The sequence below is a fragment of the Methanothermobacter sp. KEPCO 2 genome (assembly GCF_041228365.1).
GTDB lineage: Archaea > Methanobacteriota > Methanobacteria > Methanobacteriales > Methanothermobacteraceae > Methanothermobacter > Methanothermobacter marburgensis.
Genome location: NZ_CP166185.1, coordinates 1,189,169 through 1,210,977, shown reverse-complemented (window position 1 = coordinate 1,210,977; position 21,809 = coordinate 1,189,169). Strand labels below are relative to the sequence as shown.

Below are 21,809 nucleotides of genomic sequence, written 5' to 3'. Positions count from 1 at the left end.
TTGGACCGGTATTTAATGAATATTTTTCCCTGTCATGGCATTACTCTGAATGATGTCTTGTAATATTATTCGGGGCCTTGTGGGGTGTGCCCTGGACATTAGTCTGAATGATGTATCACCGGATATTCACATGAGTTCTTCAAGTGGGGGGAGTTCATGCGGGTTTCTGAGGTAATGCTCTATCCCCCTCCTGTGGCCTGCGCCCACAACGACAACAACCCGGTCCTCCTCAATGGAGAGGAGCCTGTGGGCCATGAAGGCATCCCTCTCCTCAACAAGCACACGGTATGCTGAGGGTGATATTTCGCGGAATTCCCCCATAACCTCCAGAAGGGTGTCGTCACTTTTGAGGCTCTCAATATCCTGCACATCCTCCCCCCAATGAAGGATCTCATGATTGCAAGGAAGAACCTCAGCTTTTCCCTCCGGCTCATGGACTCGATCGCCCGCTGCATGGTCACCCCTATGTCACGGTCAATGAGGGCCACCCCAGCACCAACCTCATGGGCGGCATCTATCGCCTCAAGCATCTCACTGCCCGGCTTGACACCCATATCCTCACCGATCTTCCTCTGGAAATAGGTTAAAAACCAGCCTGCAAGGATGACACCGATGTTTCCACTTCTGAGGGCGTCCCTAAGGGAAGGTTCATCCCTTTTGATCCCCATTTTTTCGTCCATGAGCCTCCTGTACCTCCCGGGGTCAAGTTCCACTGCAACGACGTCCGGTTTCATCTCGAGTATGGTTCTTCTCACCTCATCCACACTTTCTCCAGATACGTGTGCGGTACCTATTATCTTCAGCTCCTCCAGATTCATGTCCACTGCAGCCTCCTAGATCAGCGATATCCTGCCGTCCATGTATACGGGTACGTTTTCTGTTATATTCCTTCTGAGGCAGTATTCAATATCACCGGCAAAGCCAAGTTCCCTAAGCCTCCTGGCTGACCTGGATTTTCTTATGGCATCATCAACCATGAACCTGTCCTGAACTGCAAGTACCGAGGCCTCAGCGTACTCCTCAAACTCACCACCAATGGCACGTATTATTTCACCGGCGCAGAGGAAATCCTCTATTGCAAAGCGGCCATTAACACCGGCCATGACCACCTCAACCTCATCCGAAAGCTTTTTCGCAGCTGAGGCTACCGCATCCAGATTGTTGAGGCAGCCCACAAGGGCCTGTGATTCAACTGACTCAAGGATCCTTGTACCGTTACTTGTGGTTAGCACAAGGGCATCACCTGAATGTTCCCTCACCTCAAGGGGAGAGTTGGCCAGGAATCCCGGCAGGGTCTCACCACCACGCTCCCCTGACACCACATAGCCCATCCTGGAGTATTCCATTGCCTCCTCAACGTCCCTGACAGGGATGACCTCCCTGAAACTGTCCAGGGCAGCGGTTATGGTTGCACTTGCCCTCAGGAGATCCACCATTATGCAGAGTCCACTGCCCTCTGGTTTTTCAAAGCTGAGACTCACCCTCATCAGCACACCTTATAAATGATTATAGAGAGATTTATTCACAAGGTATTTATAGACTTCACCGGTGACTCAATGAGGATTCTTACAACACCAATGTGTGAGGGCATACTAAGGATTGCAGGTGTCAGGGGGTACGATGTGACCCGCAAACCTGAGGATGAGGATGCAGACCTTTTATTTGTGCTATCTGAGACACCAGTCAGTGGGGCGGTTAGACTTAAACTCAACACATTCCCCCAGATAAGGGAGGCCATAGGAACTGTTTTCAGGGCTGTTCAGGACATGGATCCTGGAAGCCTCAGGTACTCCTCGGTTGATGAGATAGACTTTGAGGTCTGCTCCCCCTGGTGGCATGACCCTGCGGGGTTGCGGGAGATGAACAGCAAAATAAAAGTAAGGGTTTATTCAGATTTCTTAAGGGAGATCGTGGAGGACATGGGCTTCACCATTGTTGATTTGAATGAAGATTTCACTGTATGCCCTGATTACATGGAACTTGACTGCATCAGGGTTCCCTCACATAGAAGCCTTCCAGTTGACCCTGTTAAGAGGGCTTTATTCAGGTACACGTATCTGGAGAGGAAATTATGTATGAAACTTTAACCTATCAGGGCGGTGTGCACCGCCATGAGGAAATGAAGGAACTGATTGAGGACCTCGGCGGCTTTGTGCTCCAGGAGAATATGCTTCAGATGGACCTCATACTCACACTGGCCGTCCCAATTGAGGACGTGGATAAGGTGAGGGAGAAGGCCAGGGAGCTCCTGGGGAAGGTTAAGGTTGCCCCGATGGCCGGTACCGAGATAGCCATCGTCTCCCCGACCCTTGCACGGCACCATCTCCCCCATTCTGCCTGTGATATATCCGAGTACCTCAGAAGATACGGTGCCAAGGATAACATGATAGGACTTGCCCGTGGGGCGGGTAAGGGGATCTCCAGGATATCAGAGGATGAAAAGAGGCTCATAGAGGAACATGACCTTGCAGTTTTTGCTCTCGGAAGCTTTGAGCAGTGTATAAAGGATAAGACCCACCTTTTCAGCGATATAAACATCCCGGTGGTCGTTACAGGGTCCCCTGAGAAGATTGACCTCAGCGAGCTTCCAGGTGCCGACGCCTATGTTGGGGGCCTCGGGAGGATACCCCGGAGGCTGAAGAGGGGTGAGGATATAAGGGCCCTCAGAAAACTTGTTGAGGTGGTCGAGGATATACTTGACAGGAGGAGGCGTGAAATGGCGGCGGACCCACCTCTGGTTCCATCAATACTTGTTAAGACCGAGATTGAAAATCAGGTGCCTGCCCTTAAGGAGGTCTACTCCCCCACACCTGTAACAAGCCAGCTTGATGGGGTCCGTGTGAAGCTCAACTATGACCGCTACCATGACGAGATAGCAGATGTGAGGGTTTCTGATTACCGGCTTGGCGACATATCTGAGATAAGGAAGTCAATGATGTACGACTACATCCTCGTTAAGTTACTACCTGAAAGCTCCATACTGTGATCCCATGAGGAGGGAGTTCCAGGTCCTGATATTTATTCTGATCTTCTCCTCAGGATACTATCTTCTTAATTTTACTGTCCTGGAATCTCTTGGTATGGGAATTCTGAGCCTCCCGCTTACATTTCTTTTACCGGCAGCCATAATCTCCGAGAGGGTATACCCATCCTTTATCTCAAGGGCTGCCTATGTGGTCTCCATGGTATGGGTGGGAATGGCTGTTTACATCCTCATTGGCCTTGGGTTAACCTTTGCAGCATCACTTGTTCCAGGCATTCCGTTCTCCCCTATCCCTGCGGCGGCCTTCTCCATCATAATGGTTTCCTATGGGCTGGTGAGGGCCCGGGATATTGAGGTCAGGACTGTTAGGATCCCGTTTCCCTGCAGCGATGAACTGAGGCTGGTGCAGCTTTCAGATCTTCATGTGGGGACTGTGAGGTCCGGCGGTTTCCTCAGGAGGGTTTCATCTCTTATCTCTGAAATTGAACCTGATGCCGTCCTCATAACGGGTGACCTACTGGATGGTTCAAGGCCCGTTGAAGCGTCAACACTCTCCGAGCTTAAGGTGGAAGTTCCCGTATTTTTTGTTTCTGGCAACCATGACACCTATTCAGGGGACTTCAGGTCTGCGGTGGAAGGGGCGGGTATCATGTGTATTGATCAGCGTGTTGTTGATTTCAGGGGTGTGCAGGTTGCAGGTGTGGGTTATTCGATGGGGAGGCATGCGCTTTCTGCGATTCTTGATATAATGGAATTTGACCCGAAGAGGCCCCTCATACTTCTTCATCATCTTCCTGTTAACTGGGATGACGCCAGGAGGAGGGGTGTTGACATCCAGTTATCTGGCCATACGCATGGTGGTCAGTTCTATCCCTTCAACCTCCTTGTTGGCATGATGTTCCCCTTTATCAGGGGACTTTATGAGGATTCAGGACGTTTTCTATATGTTTCACAGGGTACAGGCACATGGGGTCCCCCTATCCGTATAGGATCATCCTGTGAGGTCACTGTTATTGAGCTTATCCCCTCTGATCCTGGTTTCAATGGTGATTAAGGGGGAATTGGATATTTATATTTCTCTGGTTTTTTGGTGATTGCTGGTCTGGTCAGGGGGCTGGCTTCCCATGGTTTCCGGCCCCTGATGAAAAGCTTTAAATACAAGTTTTGAATATATATTCAAAACATGCCTAGACCAAGAAGATACAGAAGAATCCTGGGAGAACCCCGTGTGGTTGCATTTTCGCCTGAAGTCAGTGAGGAAGGAGTTGAGGTTGAGATAACCCTGGATGAATTTGAGGCTGTCCGTTTAAGGGACTACCACAATATAAAACAGAAAAAAGCCGCTGAAATCATGGGTATATCACAGCCAACATTTCACAGGACACTGACATCCGCACGGGCCAAGATAGCAGAGGCACTGGTCGAGGGCAGACCAATAATACTGAAAGGAGGTGATTACATCACAGACAGGAGAAGATACAAGTGCATGGACTGCCAGTTTGAGTGGATCTCACCTGAAAAGGAATACAAAAAGTGCCCCGACTGTGATTCAGAAAACATAACGCTGGTATCAGCAGATACACTACCAAGGATGGGAAGGGGCGGCTTCGGAAGAGGTTTTGGCGCTGGACGTGGAGCACCACGTGTCTGCAAATGCATTGAATGCGGATACGAGGCACCAAAAACACCTGGAGTTCCATGCAGAATGGAGAAATGTCCAGAGTGCGGCGCACCAATGTGTGGATCCGACTGAAACTTTAACGTGAAGACCTGTATTCAGCGATTATCAGATTACGCTGAATACCACCCATATCTAGATGAGAAATACATAACAGCTTGTTTTATATGTGATTTGACGCTGTACCACCTCCATCTATTTTGGTGAAGAGTGGGGTGGTAATCGTAATTTAGTGATTGTATCGGAAGAGGGTTAGTTCTCAATTAGGAGCATATATTGCAGTTATGTGTATTTACCAGATGATTTAACTCTTATTCTGGAAAAACAGATCATGTCATGTCTGCAAAATTAATAATAGAAAACCGGCATTTCGAATGAAGCTGATTTAGCACCAGAATTTTCAATTAAATGATGCAGATTATTCTTCTCAAGGAATTAAACTACATGGTTAATGACCTAGAGTTTCCTCTTCAACATACGTGTAACAGTTTCTATATGCTCCTGCTGATCCCTGGCCTCCTTCTTAAGTGACCTCAGGAGTTCATCGGTTACCGGGATGGGCATGCTCCTGAATACGTATGAATCAAGCATGAAACCGAATGTCCTCTCCTCAGCCAGACTCCTGAACTTCCTGTCTGATGGCTCCATGAATACAGGATTATCTTCATCTTCAAGGCCCTTAACCTCGTCACCAAGATCCGTGCCGGGTATCGGTTCAGCGATGCTCACAAAGTAGTCGTCGAGCATGAGTTCATCTGCAAGTTCCAGGGTCTCCTCATAGTCCCTTTCATCTTCACAGGGGTACCCCACTATGAATGACCCTGCAACCTTCAGATTGTGCTCCCTGGCAAGTTCAACAGCCTCAATAGCATCCTCGGGTTTGATGCCCTTCTTCATCTTTCTGAGGATCCTTCTGCTCCCTGACTCTATACCATAGAACACCCAGCCATTGGTGTACTCTGATATGGCATCAAGGATCTCAGGGGTCACCATATCAACCCTTATATCAGGTACCGTCAGATTCCTGGGCCCTGTGATTTCACTTATGTCCCTGAGGAGTTCAGTGAATGCATCCTCATCAATACTCCTGAACCTGCTGCTCCCGTAGAGTGTTCCGGTTCCCCCACTTATTGCAAACCTCCGGGCACCGGATTTCCTCAGTTCCCTGACCTCCCTTATGATATCCTCCAGGGGCCTGCTGCGGACCTCACGGCCGAAGAATTCCGGGACTTGGCAGAATGTGCAGTTACCGGGGCAGCCCCTGTGGGTTTCAATGTAGACACTGGCACCCCTTATGTTCTCCTTTGAGATATCTGCAGGCACAAGTGGGAGGGCCCTTTTCATGGAGCAGCGGGTTGGTTCATTGGTGATGATCCCTGCAGGTGATTTGAAGGCCGCTCCAGGAATCTCAGATGCATCACAAATTCCTTCCGCAACCTCCATGGCCATCCCCACCTTATCCTCACCCTCGCCTTGAATTACAAGGTCAACGTCCAGGTAGCGGAGTACAAGTTCAGGGTCCATGCTCACGGGACCCCCCACCACCCTGAAGCCCCTTATATTATTAATAACATCCCTGTACCTCAGGAGGTGGATGGTCGACTGGAGGCTTATGAACACCACATCTGCGCCGGCACCCTCAAGGCCCTTCCTGAGTTCAACGCTGTGACCAAGGTCCCTCAAGACACCGGCAATGAGCATTGAACCGTAGGTGTAGTGCTCTGGTGTTAAAACAACCACACGGGTCATTCAGAAGCACCGAAGAAATTTATGGCCTGTATAAGTTCATAGAATGCTTCCATCTCCCTCTCTATAACATCATACTGGGACAGCGTACCGCTCATCTCCCCATCAACGGTGAGCCTTTCAGGACCCCTTATGACTATCCGGTCGGTACCGTCGCGGCTTAGAACCTCCTTTGCCTGCATTTCATGTACGAATGCCCTGCCAGGGATTATCACTGTTTCCTTAAGTTCGCTGAGGTCCACACCCTCCAGGTCCTTCCTGGTGATGAGGCATGCTATGTCCTTTTCAACACCAACAACGTTCACCATGTCATCTGCCCCAAGATTCCTTATTATCCTCCTTATGTAGGGGGCTGCAATGGATCCTGTGATTATGGTTGCCTCGCCCCTGATTTCAGGGAGTATCTCAAGGTACTCCCTGCTTGAGTCATCTGCAAGGACAAATGGTGTCCCGTTTTCAGGGTCACAGACAGGTGTCCCTGTAACCCGGAGATTGAAGTCCCGGTCAACCATCCTCACAAGGTCCTCAAATTCTTGGACTGTGTGAGGCTCTATACCCTCAATTATTGGCTCATTTCCGAGTATCAGTCCCTGGTGCTCATAGTTTGCAAAGCGCATCATTATGAATCCTGTGGCTCCCCATTCCTCAAGTCTGGAGCAGGTTTCAAGGAGGTCATCACCATCATTCACACCGGGTATGATCACTGCTGCAGCGTGGACCTCACAGGATTCACAGAATATCCTGAGGGCTTCCAGTGCATTTTCAGCGTTCCTATCACGCATCCACTCCCTCCTCAGGAGGGGGTTCGCTGAGAACACAGTGAAGGTTACCTCATCCACACCATTTCCAATGAGCCTGGATGCCAGTTCAGGGTCATCCATGCCCTTACCGCTCGTGTATCCAAGGTGTATGGGTATCCCAAATTCACTAAGCCCAGCTGTCAGCTCCTCAAGGTGGGGGTAGCAGCTCACATCACCCCCGCCGCTGATGTTTATCTTCAGGTCCTTATCCTGAAGGTTCCGCATCATCAGTGTTGTCTGCACATTACCCATGACAAGGAATGGGGGTAAAAATTCCCTCCCCCTCTCTGCAACATCACTTCCACAGGTTTCACAGCCCACCCTCCCCGGGGAGCAGTTCCTGCATCCGAAGGGTTCAAATTCCCCCACCTTTCTGAAGTAACAGTACCTGCAGAATCCCCTGCAGTCCTTACCAGGTATACCACCCAAATCCGCTATTATCTGCATGTCCCTCTTTCTGTGCCGCGCCTTAAATATAATTTATTACCCTGCGGCCATCATACCTGCGGCGTGCATGATCATAAAAATCAACGCAGCCGTACAAAAAATCCATAAAACCCGAAGAAAACGTGTTGATACATATAAATCTTTCGACTTGATTCAGAAAGAAATCTTAATTAATTATGATCAAGTTAAATATGCACCGTATACTAAAACGGGTGTTTTAACACCCTCCAAGGGCCTTCTTGCCTTTCCTGAAAAGGGGGGTCTTGGATGTTTAGTATACGGAACTGATTGTTAGGAGGGAAAAAATGGCGAAGTTTGAGGATAAGGTCGACTTGTACGACGACAGAGGCAACCTCGTCGAAGAACAGGTGCCATTAGAAGCTCTAAGTCCATTAAGGAACCCCGCCATTAAAAGCATAGTGCAGGGGATTAAAAGGACAGTGGCTGTGAACCTTGAAGGTATAGAAAACGCCCTGAAGACAGCGAAGGTCGGCGGACCTGCCTGTAAGATAATGGGCCGTGAACTCGACCTCGACATTGTCGGGAACGCCGAGTCAATAGCAGCCGCTGCAAAGGAAATGATACAGGTGACTGAGGACGACGACACCAACGTCGAACTCCTTGGCGGAGGTAAAAGGGCACTCGTACAGGTCCCAAGTGCAAGGTTCGATGTTGCAGCAGAATACTCTGCAGCACCACTCGTAACCGCCACAGCATTTGTCCAGGCCATAATCAACGAGTTTGATGTTAGCATGTACGATGCTAACATGGTTAAAGCAGCCGTTCTGGGAAGATATCCACAGTCTGTGGAGTACATGGGGGCAAACATAGCAACAATGCTGGACATTCCACAGAAACTGGAAGGCCCAGGATACGCACTAAGGAACATCATGGTGAACCATGTTGTTGCAGCCACACTCAAAAACACACTCCAGGCAGCAGCACTATCAACCATACTTGAACAGACAGCAATGTTCGAGATGGGTGATGCTGTAGGAGCATTTGAGAGGATGCACCTCCTTGGACTTGCATACCAGGGAATGAACGCAGACAACCTGGTCTTTGACCTTGTTAAGGCCAACGGTAAGGAGGGTACAGTTGGATCAGTCATAGCAGACCTGGTTGAAAGGGCCCTGGAAGACGGTGTCATAACAGTTGAGAAGGAACTCACAGACTACAAGGTCTACGGCACAGACGACCTTGCAATGTGGAACGCCTACGCAGCAGCCGGGCTCATGGCAGCCACAATGGTTAACCAGGGTGCAGCAAGGGCAGCTCAGGGTGTATCATCAACTCTGCTCTACTACAACGACCTGATAGAATTCGAAACAGGACTCCCGGGCGTGGACTTCGGTAAAGTGGAAGGTACAGCTGTAGGATTTTCATTCTTCAGCCACTCCATCTACGGTGGAGGTGGACCAGGTATCTTCAACGGAAACCACATCGTTACAAGGCACAGTAAGGGATTCGCTATACCCTGCGTGGCAGCCGCAATGGCACTGGATGCAGGAACCCAGATGTTCTCACCAGAAGCAACCTCTGGACTCATAAAAGAAGTATTCAGCCAGGTTGACGAGTTCCGAGAACCACTCAAATATGTTGTGGAGGCAGCAGCTGAGATTAAAAACGAAATCTAAATAATCTCTCAGAACTGGGGGCAAAAAACCAATGGACGTTCAGATATTTCCTCACAGGTTGCTAGGGGCTGACACCACAGAGAAACTCCTTAACCGCCTTGAGGACATCCACGGCGTTAAGCGAATGGTGATCCATGGACAGAGACTACCACCAGAGGACCACCCTGACAGGCGCATAATCAACGTGAAAGGCCAGGAATTTGAACTTCAGGTTAAAACTGGCCGTGTGCTGCTTGAAGTGGAGGACGAGGAGACAATAACAGATATCAAGAGGGTTTGTGAGGATCTCCTGCCCTTTGGATATGATGTTACTCCCGGCAAGTACATAAGAACACAGAAAACCGTCACAGACGAGATAAAGTACGGCGAGGATCTTGATGAGATTCCTGATGAACTCATCGGCCTCACGGATCAGAACGCCAGGCTCAGTGAAAGGGCCACAATAATAAAAAGGAAGAAGGAGCATTAGATGATCGGAAAGTGCACTCACGTGGTTGACTGTAGAGAGACAATGGGCATGGGTGAAGGAGGAGGAATAGCCCAGAGGGGCACCTTTGCCCAGTGCGGAAGTGAAGTTCTGGCAGTGGCAATGTCACCTGGCAGGCGCCACATAACCAAGCCTGTCTGCGAGATAACATTTGCCCTGAGGGAAGCAAACATAATGACCAGTACCCTGGTACTCAACGCAGGCGCAGGGGTTCCACAGGACGCTCCAAGTGCCGGTGCAGGAAGCCTCTTTGGACTGACACCTGCTGAAATCGAGCAGATGAAGCGGCACAGACTCCTTGTGGTGCACCTTGGCGGAGTAAAGAACCACATCACCTACAAGGCACGCCTCATACTCAGAAACGTTGACCGCCCATGCATAGTCATATGCGAATACCCGGTTGACTTTGAGGATTTTGCGAAGATAGGTGTCAAAACCAGGGCCGTAATGCCGGATGAACCGAAAACCAAGGGAACAATCGTTGACATCGTGAGTGGAGTTATTAGAGGAGAAACCTGTCCCCAGGAGAAGCTGGATGAGATTATAAGAAAGGTTAAGTTAGCTTTAGGAGGTGCATGATATGGCACAATACTATCCCGGAACAACTAAGGTTGCTCAGAACAGAAGGAATTTCTGTAACCCTGAATACGAACTTGAAAAACTGAGAGAAATCTCAGATGAGGATGTAGTAAAGATTCTGGGTCACAGGGCCCCAGGGGAAGAATACCCAAGTGTTCACCCACCACTTGAAGAGATGGATGAACCAGAGGACGCAATAAGAGAAATGGTCGAACCAATAGACGGTGCAAAGGCCGGTGACAGGGTCAGATACATACAGTTCACAGACTCAATGTACTTCGCCCCAGCCCAGCCATATGTGAGGTCAAGGGCATACCTCTGCAGGTACAGGGGTGCAGACGCAGGTACACTCTCAGGTCGTCAGATCATAGAGACCAGGGAGAGGGACCTTGAAAAGATATCCAAGGAACTCCTTGAAACAGAGTTCTTTGACCCTGCAAGGTCAGGTGTCAGGGGTAAATCTGTCCACGGACACTCACTGCGTCTCGATGAGGACGGTATGATGTTCGACATGCTAAGAAGGCAGATCTACAACAAGGACACCGGCAGAGTCGAAATGGTCAAAAACCAGATCGGTGACGAACTCGACGAACCCGTGGATCTTGGTGAACCACTGGATGAAGAAACCCTGATGGAAAAAACCACCATCTACCGCGTGGATGGTGAAGCCTACCGTGATGATACAGAAGCCGTGGAGATCATGCAGAGAATCCACGTTTTAAGATCACAAGGAGGGTACAACCCAGAATAATCCGGGGGAGGTGTAGATTATGGCTGACAAATTGTTCATAAATGCTTTAAAGAAAAAATTTGAAGAATCCCCTGAAGAGAAGAAAACCACATTCTACACACTTGGTGGCTGGAAACAGTCCGAGAGAAAAACCGAGTTTGTGAACGCTGGTAAAGAAGTGGCAGCAAAGAGGGGCATACCCCAGTACAACCCTGACATAGGTACCCCACTTGGTCAGAGGGTGCTCATGCCCTACCAGGTTTCAACAACCGATACCTATGTTGAAGGGGACGACCTGCACTTCGTAAACAACGCTGCCATGCAGCAGATGTGGGACGACATAAGGAGAACCGTTATCGTCGGTCTGAACCATGCCCACGCTGTTATAGAAAAGAGGCTGGGTAAGGAGGTCACACCTGAGACCATAACCCACTACCTTGAAACAGTGAACCACGCAATGCCGGGTGCAGCTGTCGTCCAGGAGCACATGGTGGAAACCCACCCCGCACTTGTGGCAGACAGTTACGTCAAGGTATTCACAGGTAACGACGAAATAGCAGACGAAATCGACCCTGCATTCGTCATAGACATCAACAAACAGTTCCCAGATGACCAGGCAGAAGCCCTCAAGGCAGAGGTTGGAGACGGAATCTGGCAGGTTGTCAGGATCCCAACCATAGTCTCAAGGACCTGTGACGGTGCAACAACCTCACGATGGTCCGCCATGCAGATCGGTATGTCCATGATTTCAGCCTACAAACAGGCAGCAGGTGAAGCCGCAACAGGTGACTTCGCATACGCTGCAAAACACGCTGAAGTCATACACATGGGTACATACCTGCCTGTGAGACGTGCAAGGGGTGAAAACGAGCCCGGTGGTGTACCATTCGGTTACCTTGCCGATATCTGTCAGAGCTCAAGGGTCAACTATGATGACCCGGTCAGGGTGACACTGGACGTTGTGGCAACAGGTGCAATGCTCTACGACCAGATCTGGCTCGGATCATACATGTCAGGTGGTGTCGGATTCACACAGTACGCAACAGCAGCCTACACAGACAACATACTTGACGACTTCACCTACTTCGGTAAGGAGTATGTGGAAGACAAGTATGGACTCTGTGAGGCACCAAACACCATGGACACAGTCCTGGACGTTGCAAGTGAAGTTACATTCTACGGCCTTGAACAGTACGAGGAATACCCGGCACTCCTCGAGGACCAGTTCGGAGGATCCCAGAGGGCAGCAGTCGTTGCAGCTGCAGCTGGATGTTCCACAGCATTTGCAACAGCAAACGCCCAGACAGGTCTCAGCGGATGGTACCTCTCAATGTACCTCCACAAGGAACAGCACTCCAGGCTCGGATTCTACGGTTACGACCTCCAGGACCAGTGTGGTGCATCCAACGTCTTCTCAATAAGGGGCGACGAGGGGCTGCCACTGGAGCTCCGTGGACCTAACTATCCAAACTACGCCATGAACGTGGGACACCAGGGTGAATACGCAGGTATATCACAGGCACCACATGCTGCCCGTGGAGACGCCTTCGTGTTCAACCCGCTGGTGAAAATAGCCTTTGCAGACGACAACCTCGTCTTCGACTTCACCAACGTCCGTGGTGAATTCGCCAAAGGTGCTCTGCGAGAGTTCGAACCAGCCGGTGAAAGGGCACTCATAACACCCGCAAAATAGATTAACGAAGGTGCATTACACAAACTTTTTAAGTGTAATGCACCTAATTTTTTTTATTCAAAAAAATAAAAGGAGGAAGAAATATGGACCCTATGATAACAGGTTTAGGTGTTGTAGCTCTCATGGGTGCAGCTGCAACCATAGCAGGAGCCGCAGAGGACTTAGAGTCTGACGTAGGATCCCAGAGTAACCCCAACTCACAGGTTCAGCTGGCACCACAGATGGGACATCTGCACCGAATAATCAACAAGGCCGTTTCAGGGGAACCCGTTGCCTACGGGACCTGGTGCGGAATTGCTGGTTCAGTTGCATTTGTCCTCATGAATTCAATGCAGCTGCCTGTGATAATGGCCATTGCAATCGGTGCTGTAATTGCCGCAATGGTACACACAACCTACGCTGTAACATCCCACATGGGACGAATTGTCAGCCAGTCCCAGTTCAACCAGCCACTCTTCATGGACATACTGGTTGAGCATTTAGGCCCGATTGCAGGGCATGGATTTATTGTGACATTCTGTGTTGTAGGATTATCATATCTCATGACGTTACCGATCCCTGGATTCGCACACCCCTTCCCGCTGCCACTTCTTGCAGTGCTCTGGGGTATAACCATAGGTGCAATCGGTTCATCAACAGGGGACGTCCACTACGGTGCTGAAAGGGAGTACCAGCAGTACCCATTCGGTGGAGGTATACCTGTTGCGATTCACGGTGACATAACAACAAAGGCAGAGCTTGGAGCAAGGAACTCAATGGACGTCGTTCACTTCTGTGCAAAGTATGGCGGCCCATTAACAGGTTTCGCATTCGGTACAATAGTATTCCTCAGCTTCTGGAACACAATAGTCTTCGGCATAACCGGTGGAATAATATCCGGTCTCATAATAGTCTTGTTACTGATAATCCTCAACAACAGGCTTGAAGTGTCTGCAAGGAACAGATATGGACCATACAAGGAGGAGGAATAAATGGATCCATTATTACTGATAGGAGCTATAACCGCTGGAGGAGTACTCATAGGTGGAGGTGTCCACTTCGTACCCGTGGGTGGTGCACCAGCAGCTATGGCAACAGCAACAGGTGTGGGTACCGGTACAGCGATGCTGGCTGCCGGGGCAGGTCTTACAGGACTCATAACTGCCGCAGCTATGACCGGACAGTCACCCCTCATGATAATGGCTGCCGGTGCAGTTGGTTCAATGCTCATGATAGGTATCACCATGCTGGTGGGTAACCTGATCTATGTGTATGGTGTTGGTACCGTCCCGGTATCTGCAAAGGTCAGCGTGGACCCAATAACCGGCATGGAACAGGAAAAATACGTCACCCCAGGTACCGAGGGCCATGGTCTTCCAACGGTCTGTTTTGTCAGCGGTATAATTGGAGGGGCCCTTGGTGGAATTGGTGGTGGACTCATATACTGGGCACTCAACGAAGCCCTCAAGACCCTGTCATATGGTGCAATGGGTGCTGCAGGTGTTGCAGCGATCTTTGCCGTGGGTATATTCTTCATAAACGCGGTTATTGCATCATATAACATTGGAGGTACAATAGAAGGTTTCCACGATCCTAAATTCAAGAGGATCGGCAGGGGAATAGTCGCATGTCTCATAGCCTCCATTGTTGCAGGGGCCCTTTCAACATTACTCGTATACGGAGGTGTCTTCTAATGTCAGTAGCAGCTGGAGGACCGGCTGGCGCAGCCATACCTGAAAGCAGGCTCATGGCACTTGGAATAATCGGCGGACTTGCAGGCATATACGCATCCGCAGTTAACCCGGTCATAGGGCCAGTTCTGGCATCCCTTGGGGCCGTCTGTGCAATAGTATGGGGTGCGGACGCCATAAGGAGGGTTGCAAGTTACGGTCTCGGTACCGGTGTGCCATCAATCGGTTACATGTCAGTTTCAATAGGTATAGTTGGCGTGGTCGCTGGACTGGCATCAGTCTTTGCGGTACCTGCCCTTGCAGTACCCGTTGTTGCACTGATACTTGCAATGATACTCGGTGTGGTTGTGGCTGTGCTGGGTAAGAAGATAGTCAAGATGAAAATCCCAATCCTCGAGAAGTGCACCGCGGAGATCTCAGGTGCAGCAGCACTTTCAGTCCTTGGATTCTCAGCAGCCATTGCAGGTAGCTACACAATGCAGGCAATGCTCACATCAGTTATAACAACAGGATTCATAGGGCTGCTATTCATACTCAACACAATGGCGATCCAGCACCCATTCAACGCATGTCTGGGTCCAAACGAGAACCAGACAAGGACACTGAAACTCGCAGCATCAACAGGGTTCATATCAATGGCCGTTGTTGGTCTGCTTGGAATAGGGCTCAACCCTGCCTGGTGGGTTGTTTCACTTATCGGCGCACTCTGCTGGATACTGGCATTCAGGGCATTCGTGAGCGCATCCTTCGAGGAAGCAGCATCCGTGAAATGGTCAGGTCTCTGGCCTAAGGAGGAAGAGCACTAGGAGGCTTTAAAAATGGAAATGTTACCACTTGTTAAGATCGCTCCGGAATACAACCTGACCCTTGATCCTTCCACCGGTATGATAGGGGCTGCCCTTGGAAGGGAAGTCATAATATTATCCATGGACGAAATAAACGAACAGATAGCTGCATTAGAGGCTACAGCAGATGATCTGATTAACTCACTGGACCCAACAACCATCCCTGAGGGTTCCTACCCTGGAAGGGAGGGAGTGTACCTGACGGCAGGTAAACTCACCAACATGGTTTACGGGTTCATACTTGGTCTGATCATCCTGTTTGCCCTGCTCTTATAGGAGGTGTTATAAGTGGTTGAGAAGAAATCACCTGCTGAAGGATGGCCTGTGGTCAACGGTGACTACATCGTGGGCGACCCTGAAAGTCCTGTGGCTGCCACCACCCTCGCCTCACACATTGAGGACATACCTGTTGAGGCAGGAGCTGCCATCGCAGGGCCATGCAAGACAGAGAACCTTGGAATCGAAAAGATGATCGCAAACCTCATATCCAACCCCAACATCAGGTTCCTCATACTCTGCGGTTCAGAGGTACAGGGACACATCACAGGTCAGAGTATAGAGGCCCTCCACCAGAACGGTGTGGACCCTGATAAGAGGAACATCATCGGTGCAACCGGTGCCATTCCATACATTGAAAACATACCTGATGAGGGTATTGAGAGGTTCCAGAAACAGCTGGAGATCGTCAACCTCATAGACGTTGAGGACGCCGACGCCATCAAGGCCAAGGTCAAGGAATGCATCGAGAAGGACCCCGGCGCATTCGAAGAAGAGGCCATGATCATAAAGGTCGAGGAAGGCGGAGAAGAAGAGGAAGGCGAAGAGGTTAAACCTGTGGCACCGGAAACAGCCCTTATTGAGGCCAGGATGAGGAACATCCAGACACAGGTTAAAATGATAGGTTCCACCAACAGAATGTTCGCCGGTATGTACTCAGGTAAGGTTCAGGGTATAATGATAGGTCTTGCCTTCACCCTGACACTGGGTATACTTCTACTGGTCTAGGGAGGTTTCCAGATGATTATACTATCCAACAAACCCAATATACGTGGCATTAAAAATGTTGTAGAGGACATAAAATACCGAAACCAGCTCATCGGTAGAGATGGCAGGTTATTTGCGGGTCTCATAGCCACAAGGATTTCGGGTATAGCCATAGGGTTCCTCCTGGCTGTCCTCCTTGTTGGTGTACCTGCAATGATGAGCATATTAGGGGTGATCTGATGTCAGAGGAAGAAAAAACCACAATACCCCGCGTACTTGTCTCTGCTGATGAATTCAACAAGGCCAACGAAAGGCTTGATGAAATCGAGGAGAAGGTGGAGTTCACTGTCGGTGAATACTCACAGCGCATAGGACAGCAGATCGGTAGAGATATTGGTATTTTATATGGTATTGTGATAGGTCTGATTATCCTTGCAGTAACCAACATACTGTTTGCAGGATTGTTAAAAGGACTTTTAAAATCCCTATTCGGACTATAGCTTGGAGGTTTACATATGTTTAGGTTTGATAAGGAACAGATCGTACTGGACATAGCTGGAACCAAAATTGGTGGTCAGCCAGGAGAGTACCCAACCGTATTAGCAGGAACAATATTTTATGGTGGACACAGCATCATTGAGGATGAAAAGGCCGGTGTCTTTGACAAGGACAAGGCAGAGGCCCTCATAAAGACTCAGGAAGAGATGTCAGATGTCACAGGTAACCCGCACATCGTACAGACCTTCGGTCAGACACCTGAGGCAATCGTAAAGTACCTGGAGTTTGTGGGCGACATCACCGACGCACCATTCTTCATAGACTCAACCTCCGGTGAGGCAAGGATCGCAGGTGCACAGTACGCCAGTGAAGTTGGCCTTGAGGAGAGGGCCATTTACAACTCAGTCAACATGGCTGCCGACGAGTCAGAACTCGAGGCACTCAAGGACACGAAACTGTCAGCTTCAATTGTTCTCGGCTTTAACCCAATGGACCCAACAGTTGAGGGTAAAATTGGAATCTGGGAAGACGGTGCAGGCACAATAGATAAGGGGCTCCTTGAAATGGCTGCCGAGTGCGGTATCGACAAGTACCTCATGGACGTTGCAGTTACACCACTAGGTCAGGGTGCAGGTGTTGCTGTGAGGACATCCTTTGCAGTTAAGAGCAAATGGGGATACCCTGTTGGTAGCGGTATTCACAACGTGCCATCCGCATGGGACTGGCTCCGTGGGTACAAGAAGGACCACAAGGAGGCCTGGCCTGTCTGTGACGTCGGATCCAACCTGATCCAGCAGATGGCTGGTGGTGACTTCGTACTCTACGGTCCAATAGAAAACGCCAGGATGGCATTTCCTGCCTGTGCGATGGCTGACATATTCATAAGCGAAGCAGCCAAGGATATAGGCACGGAACCTGTGGAAGACCACCCATTCTTCAAGCTGCTCTAGGAGCAGCCAGAAATTTCATTTTTTTGACTGCTGTTATTATTAAACTGTTAATTTTTATTATACAAATGATTTAAATAGAAGAAAGCGGCAACATATTTCCGACACAACTTTTATGTGTCAATATGCAATTAATATGCTGGTCTTGAGGGAATGGAACTGGTGATAATTTGCTTGAGAGAGTATTGATTCTTATAGCGGCACTGGTGGTCTCACTGATTCTGGTTATAAAATCTGCAGATATCTTTGTGGACAACCTTGTGGATCTTGGATCCTCGCTGGGCATATCTGAAGTCATACTGGGCGTTACAGCATCTGCAATCGGAACCTCCCTTCCTGAATTTGGTTCGGCTCTTATAGCGTCACTCTCAGGTAGCACCGACATAGGGGTCGGGTGTGTAATAGGTTCAAACATATGGAACATAGCAGGTATACTTGGGATATCGGCACTGGTCGCGGGGGTCATAGAGACAAATGCAGATGGCCTGAAAAGGGACTTCAGCGCGACCCTCATAACCGGGTTGATTCTCCTGTTTTTCATGTTCATGGGGGACATAGGGAGACTGGCAGCGGTTTCAATGGTTCTACTTTACTCTGTTTACCTTTGGAGACTCATAAAGGCCCAGAAATCATATTCTGATGAAAATTCAGATGACACCCGGAGGGAACCACTTGACCTTAAAAAACTTGCCCTGACTGTTGCAGGCTTCACAGGTCTTGTTATAGGCTGCCGGATTCTGGTATACAGTGGTGTTGAGCTTGCAGACATTGCAGGGATACCTGCCATGATAATGGGTCTCTTCACACTGGCCATAGGCACAAGCATACCTGAACTTGTGGTCACACTATCATCCGCGGTGAAGGGGCTTCATGAGCTATCAATAGGCACGGTACTTGGAAGCAACACCTTCAACATACTCATAGGCATAGGTGTCCCTGCACTCATAACCCCTGTGCCGGTTGAACCACTCTCACTCAGTTTTGACGCACCGGTCATGATACTTGTGACGGTACTCCTGGTCCTCCTTATAAGGCAGGGGAACATGAAACTTAAAAGGAGTGGGGGCGTAATTTTACTTGCAGTATACATATCATACGTTGTTATGAGACTCTTTGTACTGGCGTGATTGAAATGTACAGGAAAATTCTGGTTCCAACAATGGGAGAATACATGGATGAACTCATAGAGCACACCCTGGACCTCCTCCATGGGAGGGAGGCGGAGGTTATATGCCTTTATGTGGTGGATACCTCTGTACCCTTTCTCACACCAAAGAAGGTTAAGGAGATGATGGTTAAGGAGTTAACGGAAAGGGGTAAGGAGATCCTAAGGGATATGGAGAAGGGACTCACAGGTCCAGAAAACCCCAACGTGAAGTTCAGGGGGGTCATGCTCGAGGGGGACCCTGCAGATGAAATAGTTAAACTTGCAGAGGAGGAGGACGTGGACGTCATAATAATGGGTACAGGTAAGAGCCTTGTTGACAAGCACCTCCTTGGCAGTGTGTCAGAGAAGGTTGTGCACTACGCACCCTGCACGATACACCTTGTGAGAACGGTTTAGCATCTAGACTAAGGGCCACTGAAAGCCCAGAGGAACACCTTTTATTCTTTTTCATCTGGATTTATTCATAAAATTTATATTATCCCCCCGGATACAATATTACATTAAATGAGGGGGTAAGCAGTTGTCATTTTTGAGCAGAATATTTGGTCCAAAGCCAATTATTGCAAGGAGCAGATTTATAACCATAGAGGATACAAAAACAGCGCCATTCACAAAGAAAACCGTGGGGTCTGGTTACTCGATGCGCCCCGACGTCTACTACATAGTGGCATCGGTTGAACTGGGTAACACAACAACAAAGTGCATACTGACAGCCACCAACCTCAACACAAGCAGAACATACCTCCTTGATAAGACCGTGAAGATGACCCGTGACATAAGACCCCCAAAGGAGGGTGAGGAGGTATTCGGTAAGACGGTCTGGGGTGTTGAACTCACAAAGGAATCTGTCTCTGAACTCGTACGGGACACCATACACGAATCCCTAAGAAGGGCGAAGGTTGACATAGAAAGGGACCTCGACTTTGTTGTGAGATCAACTGGTGTTACGGCAGGCTTCGGATCACCTGAGGAGGTGGGTAAACTCATAATAGCCCTTGCAGACGGCTGTCTAGCTGCAGGGATACCCCCAAGGAAAATGGCCCCAGCACTCTCCATAGAGAACATTCCCGAACGCCTCAGGGACTTCTCATACCTTGACAGGGTCATATTCGATGGTGCGGTTGCAAGTGTAATACCCCCAACAGGAAGGGAGGTTGTTGCAAATGAGATGGAGGGTGAACTTGTAACTGCAGGTATAAAGGTAGGCTCAAAGTGGACAACAGTTGATTACAGGAACCCCTGTGTCTCCCTGGACTTCGGGACAACACTTGCAGGTCGAATAGTCAATTCCGATGAACCATATGCAAGGACCGTGGGGAACTTCTGTGGACTTGCCGGAGCAATATCCGATGCCATAATCAGGGGTACTGAAATGGTTGACTGCAGGGGTGGAGCCGCACTTGATCTCTACAAGAAATCCGTGCTGAAGGGTGCAAACTGGAAGAAGGCCAGGAAACACGCCGAGATGATACATGATGAAATAATAGATATACGTAAGGTACCCGTAAACAGGAAAAGATTCGGGACAGTCCCTGTGGACACAGGGGCAGCATACAGCGCAGGGACAACACTCATAGGGTGCGACGCCGGTAAGAATGGGGATAAACTTCAGGAACTAACAGAGGTTGGCCATAATATCTACCAGGAGGACGGCATACACACCCTCTTTGCTACACTGGACCATGTGAGTGCACTGATAGTCAAGAGGCTCATAGATGAGGCCTTTGATGAGGGGGTCATCGAGGAAGGTTCAGTTCTGGGGGTTACGGGAAGGGCAGGTATAACAGGCACAAAACCCAGGCTCATACTGGAATACGTGAATGACCGCTTCAGGGACTGCATATTTGTATCCGATGCCCTTGCACTCGGGGCGGCTGTCATGGCCAGGTGCATGAACTCCATGGGAACACCCCACACCCCCCTGGGCGGAAGGCAGAATGGTCCATGCATACTCGGAATGAGAAGAAAGCTCCAGTCAAAGAAAGAGGATAAATGGATTGAATGATATGCTTGCCCTGGTAATGGCCGGTGGGAGGGGGATGCGTCTCGGCCTTGAATGTGAAAAACCCCTTCTTGAGGTATATGGAAGACCAATGATAGACCATGTACTTGAAAGCCTTGAGGCTGCAGCGGGTGTTCATGAAATAATGGTTGTAACAAGCCCAAACACACCCCTCACCGAGGAACATGTAAAGGGGCACAGGATCTTCAGGACCTCAGGGAGAGGTTACGTTGAGGACCTCCAGGAGATCCTCTCCCACCTTGAGAAATCCCTGGATGAACCGGTCATGGTCATAAATGCAGATCTCCCACTTATCTCCCCATCAACCATCGACTGGATAATAGGGGAGTACCTGTCAGGTGATGAGGAGGCCCTCTGCGTCGCTGTACCTGAAAAACTCTGCAGAGTGTATGGACTCGATTTTTCGGATTCAATGGATGGGTTAGTACCCTGCGGGGTAAATATATTAATGAGTAAAAACAGAGTACAAGATCAGAGGATCCTTGAGGCTTCCATGCTGGAGCTGGCAGTGAACATAAATAGCTGCAGTGATCTGCATGTCCTGGAAAAATTAGGTGAGAATGATGGAAGAGAAGAAACTCATAAAAGGGGAAGAGAAGTACTGGAGTGAAATAAAGGGCTACCAGGTTGCAACCAACAATGCACGTATCCTTGGGGAGCTTGAGGAGCTCATAATCAACGATAAAACAGGAAAAATAACAGACGTTGTCATTAAGGTTGACAGCGGGAGAAACGTTACGGTCAAGGGCGCCAAGAAGAAGGGTGACTACCTCCTTGTCCCATTCGGAAAGGTTGAGAAGGTTGGCGAGTTCATAATAATCGCAGAATAGATTGATATTATCTGATTCGTTAGCCCCGCCTCTTAACTTATTCTTTAATGGACGATTTAATATC

At 49.3% G+C, this 21,809-nt stretch carries 26 protein-coding genes and 1 pseudogene; 22 read left to right on the top strand and 5 right to left on the bottom strand.

The genetic code is table 11. From position 1 onward, the window contains the following. Positions 1 to 126 precede the first annotated feature (126 nt). The 3 genes and pseudogenes from AB9H23_RS06370 to comB all read right to left on the bottom strand — a co-directional run bounded on the left by AB9H23_RS06370 (position 127) and on the right by comB (position 1,487). Positions 127 to 321, bottom strand: coding sequence for a TraB/GumN family protein (locus AB9H23_RS06370; protein WP_370004558.1), 195 nt, complete (start codon positions 319 to 321; stop codon positions 127 to 129). 128 nt (positions 322 to 449) lie between these two features. Continuing rightward, a pseudogene (locus tag AB9H23_RS06365) lies at positions 450 to 818 on the bottom strand (TraB/GumN family protein); the annotation flags it as partial. A 15-nt stretch (positions 819 to 833) separates the two neighbouring features. Then, positions 834 to 1,487: a 2-phosphosulfolactate phosphatase gene (gene comB / locus AB9H23_RS06360; RefSeq protein ID WP_370004557.1), complete on the bottom strand. Its 654-nt coding sequence runs from the start codon at positions 1,485 to 1,487 to the stop codon at positions 834 to 836. A gap of 69 nt (positions 1,488 to 1,556) precedes the next feature. Here comB and AB9H23_RS06355 point away from each other — a divergent pair, with 69 nt between their 5' ends. From AB9H23_RS06355 to AB9H23_RS06340, 4 genes are all read left to right on the top strand, one after another. Next, the gene (locus AB9H23_RS06355) at positions 1,557 to 2,087 is read left to right on the top strand and encodes a hypothetical protein (RefSeq protein WP_370004556.1); all 531 of its coding nucleotides are present in this window, start codon (positions 1,557 to 1,559) and stop codon (positions 2,085 to 2,087) included. Next, positions 2,072 to 2,986 (top strand): methanogenesis marker 7 protein, encoded by a 915-nt coding sequence (locus AB9H23_RS06350; RefSeq protein WP_370004555.1) that lies wholly within the window; start codon positions 2,072 to 2,074, stop codon positions 2,984 to 2,986. The genes AB9H23_RS06355 and AB9H23_RS06350 overlap by 16 nt, the downstream gene beginning before the upstream one ends. A 4-nt stretch (positions 2,987 to 2,990) precedes the next feature. After that, positions 2,991 to 4,037: a metallophosphoesterase gene (locus AB9H23_RS06345; RefSeq protein WP_370004554.1), complete on the top strand. Its 1,047-nt coding sequence runs from the start codon at positions 2,991 to 2,993 to the stop codon at positions 4,035 to 4,037. Positions 4,038 to 4,166: 129 nt separating this feature from the next. Beyond that, positions 4,167 to 4,736: a DUF134 domain-containing protein gene (locus tag AB9H23_RS06340; protein ID WP_370004553.1), complete on the top strand. Its 570-nt coding sequence runs from the start codon at positions 4,167 to 4,169 to the stop codon at positions 4,734 to 4,736. Between the two features lie 381 nt (positions 4,737 to 5,117). On the opposite strand, the gene AB9H23_RS06335 is transcribed toward AB9H23_RS06340, so the two are convergent. Then, entirely contained in the window at positions 5,118 to 6,410 is a 1,293-nt protein-coding gene (locus AB9H23_RS06335; RefSeq protein WP_370004552.1) for a methyl-coenzyme M reductase glutamine C-methyltransferase, read from the bottom strand. Beyond that, positions 6,407 to 7,654, bottom strand: a complete 1,248-nt coding sequence (gene mmp10, locus AB9H23_RS06330) for a methyl coenzyme M reductase-arginine methyltransferase Mmp10 (protein WP_370004551.1) — start codon at positions 7,652 to 7,654, stop codon at positions 6,407 to 6,409. The genes AB9H23_RS06335 and mmp10 overlap by 4 nt, the downstream gene beginning before the upstream one ends. 305 nt (positions 7,655 to 7,959) lie before the next feature. Here mmp10 and mcrB point away from each other — a divergent pair, with 305 nt between their 5' ends. From mcrB to AB9H23_RS06240, 18 genes are all read left to right on the top strand, one after another. Then, positions 7,960 to 9,291, top strand: a complete 1,332-nt coding sequence (gene mcrB, locus AB9H23_RS06325; RefSeq protein WP_370004550.1) for a coenzyme-B sulfoethylthiotransferase subunit beta — start codon at positions 7,960 to 7,962, stop codon at positions 9,289 to 9,291. A gap of 31 nt (positions 9,292 to 9,322) precedes the next feature. Next, complete coding sequence (mcrD, locus tag AB9H23_RS06320; protein WP_370004548.1) at positions 9,323 to 9,760, top strand: methyl-coenzyme M reductase operon protein D; 438 nt, start codon at positions 9,323 to 9,325, stop codon at positions 9,758 to 9,760. Beyond that, positions 9,761 to 10,357 carry a methyl-coenzyme M reductase I operon protein C gene (gene mcrC / locus AB9H23_RS06315; RefSeq protein WP_370004547.1) on the top strand — a complete coding sequence of 199 codons (597 nt, stop codon included), beginning with the start codon at positions 9,761 to 9,763 and terminating at the stop codon, positions 10,355 to 10,357. It begins immediately after the preceding gene. Between the two features lies 1 nt (position 10,358). Then, entirely contained in the window at positions 10,359 to 11,108 is a 750-nt protein-coding gene (gene mcrG / locus AB9H23_RS06310; protein WP_370004546.1) for a coenzyme-B sulfoethylthiotransferase subunit gamma, read from the top strand. Positions 11,109 to 11,127: 19 nt separating this feature from the next. Further along, positions 11,128 to 12,780 carry a coenzyme-B sulfoethylthiotransferase subunit alpha gene (gene mcrA / locus AB9H23_RS06305; protein ID WP_370004545.1) on the top strand — a complete coding sequence of 551 codons (1,653 nt, stop codon included), beginning with the start codon at positions 11,128 to 11,130 and terminating at the stop codon, positions 12,778 to 12,780. 83 nt (positions 12,781 to 12,863) lie between these two features. After that, positions 12,864 to 13,751, top strand: a complete 888-nt coding sequence (mtrE, locus tag AB9H23_RS06300) for a tetrahydromethanopterin S-methyltransferase subunit E (protein ID WP_370004544.1) — start codon at positions 12,864 to 12,866, stop codon at positions 13,749 to 13,751. After that, positions 13,752 to 14,453 (top strand): tetrahydromethanopterin S-methyltransferase subunit D, encoded by a 702-nt coding sequence (gene mtrD / locus AB9H23_RS06295; RefSeq protein WP_370004543.1) that lies wholly within the window; start codon positions 13,752 to 13,754, stop codon positions 14,451 to 14,453. Then, a complete protein-coding gene (gene mtrC, locus AB9H23_RS06290; protein ID WP_370004542.1) occupies positions 14,453 to 15,256 on the top strand; it encodes a tetrahydromethanopterin S-methyltransferase subunit MtrC in 804 nt (267 codons plus the stop codon). The genes mtrD and mtrC overlap by 1 nt, the downstream gene beginning before the upstream one ends. Before the next feature lie 12 nt (positions 15,257 to 15,268). Beyond that, positions 15,269 to 15,571: a tetrahydromethanopterin S-methyltransferase subunit B gene (locus AB9H23_RS06285; RefSeq protein WP_147671450.1), complete on the top strand. Its 303-nt coding sequence runs from the start codon at positions 15,269 to 15,271 to the stop codon at positions 15,569 to 15,571. 12 nt (positions 15,572 to 15,583) lie between these two features. Continuing rightward, a complete protein-coding gene (mtrA, locus tag AB9H23_RS06280) occupies positions 15,584 to 16,300 on the top strand; it encodes a tetrahydromethanopterin S-methyltransferase subunit A (RefSeq protein ID WP_013296332.1) in 717 nt (238 codons plus the stop codon). A gap of 12 nt (positions 16,301 to 16,312) precedes the next feature. After that, positions 16,313 to 16,519 (top strand): tetrahydromethanopterin S-methyltransferase subunit F, encoded by a 207-nt coding sequence (gene mtrF, locus AB9H23_RS06275; protein WP_013296331.1) that lies wholly within the window; start codon positions 16,313 to 16,315, stop codon positions 16,517 to 16,519. After that, a complete protein-coding gene (gene mtrG, locus AB9H23_RS06270; protein WP_370004541.1) occupies positions 16,519 to 16,779 on the top strand; it encodes a tetrahydromethanopterin S-methyltransferase subunit MtrG in 261 nt (86 codons plus the stop codon). Before mtrF ends, mtrG begins: the two co-directional genes overlap by 1 nt. A gap of 15 nt (positions 16,780 to 16,794) precedes the next feature. Continuing rightward, a complete protein-coding gene (gene mtrH, locus AB9H23_RS06265; protein WP_370004540.1) occupies positions 16,795 to 17,727 on the top strand; it encodes a tetrahydromethanopterin S-methyltransferase subunit H in 933 nt (310 codons plus the stop codon). A 167-nt stretch (positions 17,728 to 17,894) separates the two neighbouring features. Continuing rightward, positions 17,895 to 18,851 (top strand): calcium/sodium antiporter, encoded by a 957-nt coding sequence (locus AB9H23_RS06260; RefSeq protein WP_370004539.1) that lies wholly within the window; start codon positions 17,895 to 17,897, stop codon positions 18,849 to 18,851. A 5-nt stretch (positions 18,852 to 18,856) separates the two neighbouring features. Next, on the top strand, positions 18,857 to 19,288 hold the full coding sequence (locus AB9H23_RS06255) for a universal stress protein (RefSeq protein ID WP_237779312.1): 432 nt from the start codon (positions 18,857 to 18,859) through the stop codon (positions 19,286 to 19,288). Positions 19,289 to 19,412: 124 nt separating this feature from the next. After that, a complete protein-coding gene (locus AB9H23_RS06250; protein WP_370004538.1) occupies positions 19,413 to 20,897 on the top strand; it encodes a methanogenesis marker 14 protein in 1,485 nt (494 codons plus the stop codon). A 1-nt stretch (position 20,898) separates the two neighbouring features. Further along, complete coding sequence (locus AB9H23_RS06245; RefSeq protein WP_370004537.1) at positions 20,899 to 21,525, top strand: TIGR00454 family protein; 627 nt, start codon at positions 20,899 to 20,901, stop codon at positions 21,523 to 21,525. Continuing rightward, positions 21,479 to 21,745, top strand: a complete 267-nt coding sequence (locus tag AB9H23_RS06240) for a PRC-barrel domain-containing protein (protein WP_010876775.1) — start codon at positions 21,479 to 21,481, stop codon at positions 21,743 to 21,745. Before AB9H23_RS06245 ends, AB9H23_RS06240 begins: the two co-directional genes overlap by 47 nt. Positions 21,746 to 21,809 lie beyond the last annotated feature (64 nt).

Coding starts and splice junctions, on each gene's coding strand:
- mtrG (WP_370004541.1), top strand. CDS start 16,519: ATGTCAGAGGAAGAAAAAACCACAATACCCCGCGTACTTGTCTCTGCT.
- AB9H23_RS06345 (WP_370004554.1), top strand. CDS start 2,991: ATGAGGAGGGAGTTCCAGGTCCTGATATTTATTCTGATCTTCTCCTCA.
- AB9H23_RS06370 (WP_370004558.1), bottom strand. CDS start 321: ATGGGGGAATTCCGCGAAATATCACCCTCAGCATACCGTGTGCTTGTT.
- comB (WP_370004557.1), bottom strand. CDS start 1,487: ATGAGGGTGAGTCTCAGCTTTGAAAAACCAGAGGGCAGTGGACTCTGC.
- AB9H23_RS06245 (WP_370004537.1), top strand. CDS start 20,899: ATGCTTGCCCTGGTAATGGCCGGTGGGAGGGGGATGCGTCTCGGCCTT.
- mtrH (WP_370004540.1), top strand. CDS start 16,795: ATGTTTAGGTTTGATAAGGAACAGATCGTACTGGACATAGCTGGAACC.
- mcrG (WP_370004546.1), top strand. CDS start 10,359: ATGGCACAATACTATCCCGGAACAACTAAGGTTGCTCAGAACAGAAGG.
- AB9H23_RS06285 (WP_147671450.1), top strand. CDS start 15,269: ATGGAAATGTTACCACTTGTTAAGATCGCTCCGGAATACAACCTGACC.
- mtrF (WP_013296331.1), top strand. CDS start 16,313: ATGATTATACTATCCAACAAACCCAATATACGTGGCATTAAAAATGTT.
- mtrC (WP_370004542.1), top strand. CDS start 14,453: ATGTCAGTAGCAGCTGGAGGACCGGCTGGCGCAGCCATACCTGAAAGC.
- mtrE (WP_370004544.1), top strand. CDS start 12,864: ATGGACCCTATGATAACAGGTTTAGGTGTTGTAGCTCTCATGGGTGCA.
- mmp10 (WP_370004551.1), bottom strand. CDS start 7,654: ATGCAGATAATAGCGGATTTGGGTGGTATACCTGGTAAGGACTGCAGG.
- mtrD (WP_370004543.1), top strand. CDS start 13,752: ATGGATCCATTATTACTGATAGGAGCTATAACCGCTGGAGGAGTACTC.
- AB9H23_RS06240 (WP_010876775.1), top strand. CDS start 21,479: ATGGAAGAGAAGAAACTCATAAAAGGGGAAGAGAAGTACTGGAGTGAA.
- AB9H23_RS06355 (WP_370004556.1), top strand. CDS start 1,557: ATGAGGATTCTTACAACACCAATGTGTGAGGGCATACTAAGGATTGCA.
- mcrB (WP_370004550.1), top strand. CDS start 7,960: ATGGCGAAGTTTGAGGATAAGGTCGACTTGTACGACGACAGAGGCAAC.
- mcrC (WP_370004547.1), top strand. CDS start 9,761: ATGATCGGAAAGTGCACTCACGTGGTTGACTGTAGAGAGACAATGGGC.
- AB9H23_RS06350 (WP_370004555.1), top strand. CDS start 2,072: ATGTATGAAACTTTAACCTATCAGGGCGGTGTGCACCGCCATGAGGAA.
- mcrA (WP_370004545.1), top strand. CDS start 11,128: ATGGCTGACAAATTGTTCATAAATGCTTTAAAGAAAAAATTTGAAGAA.
- mcrD (WP_370004548.1), top strand. CDS start 9,323: ATGGACGTTCAGATATTTCCTCACAGGTTGCTAGGGGCTGACACCACA.
- AB9H23_RS06255 (WP_237779312.1), top strand. CDS start 18,857: ATGTACAGGAAAATTCTGGTTCCAACAATGGGAGAATACATGGATGAA.
- AB9H23_RS06335 (WP_370004552.1), bottom strand. CDS start 6,410: ATGACCCGTGTGGTTGTTTTAACACCAGAGCACTACACCTACGGTTCA.
- AB9H23_RS06340 (WP_370004553.1), top strand. CDS start 4,167: ATGCCTAGACCAAGAAGATACAGAAGAATCCTGGGAGAACCCCGTGTG.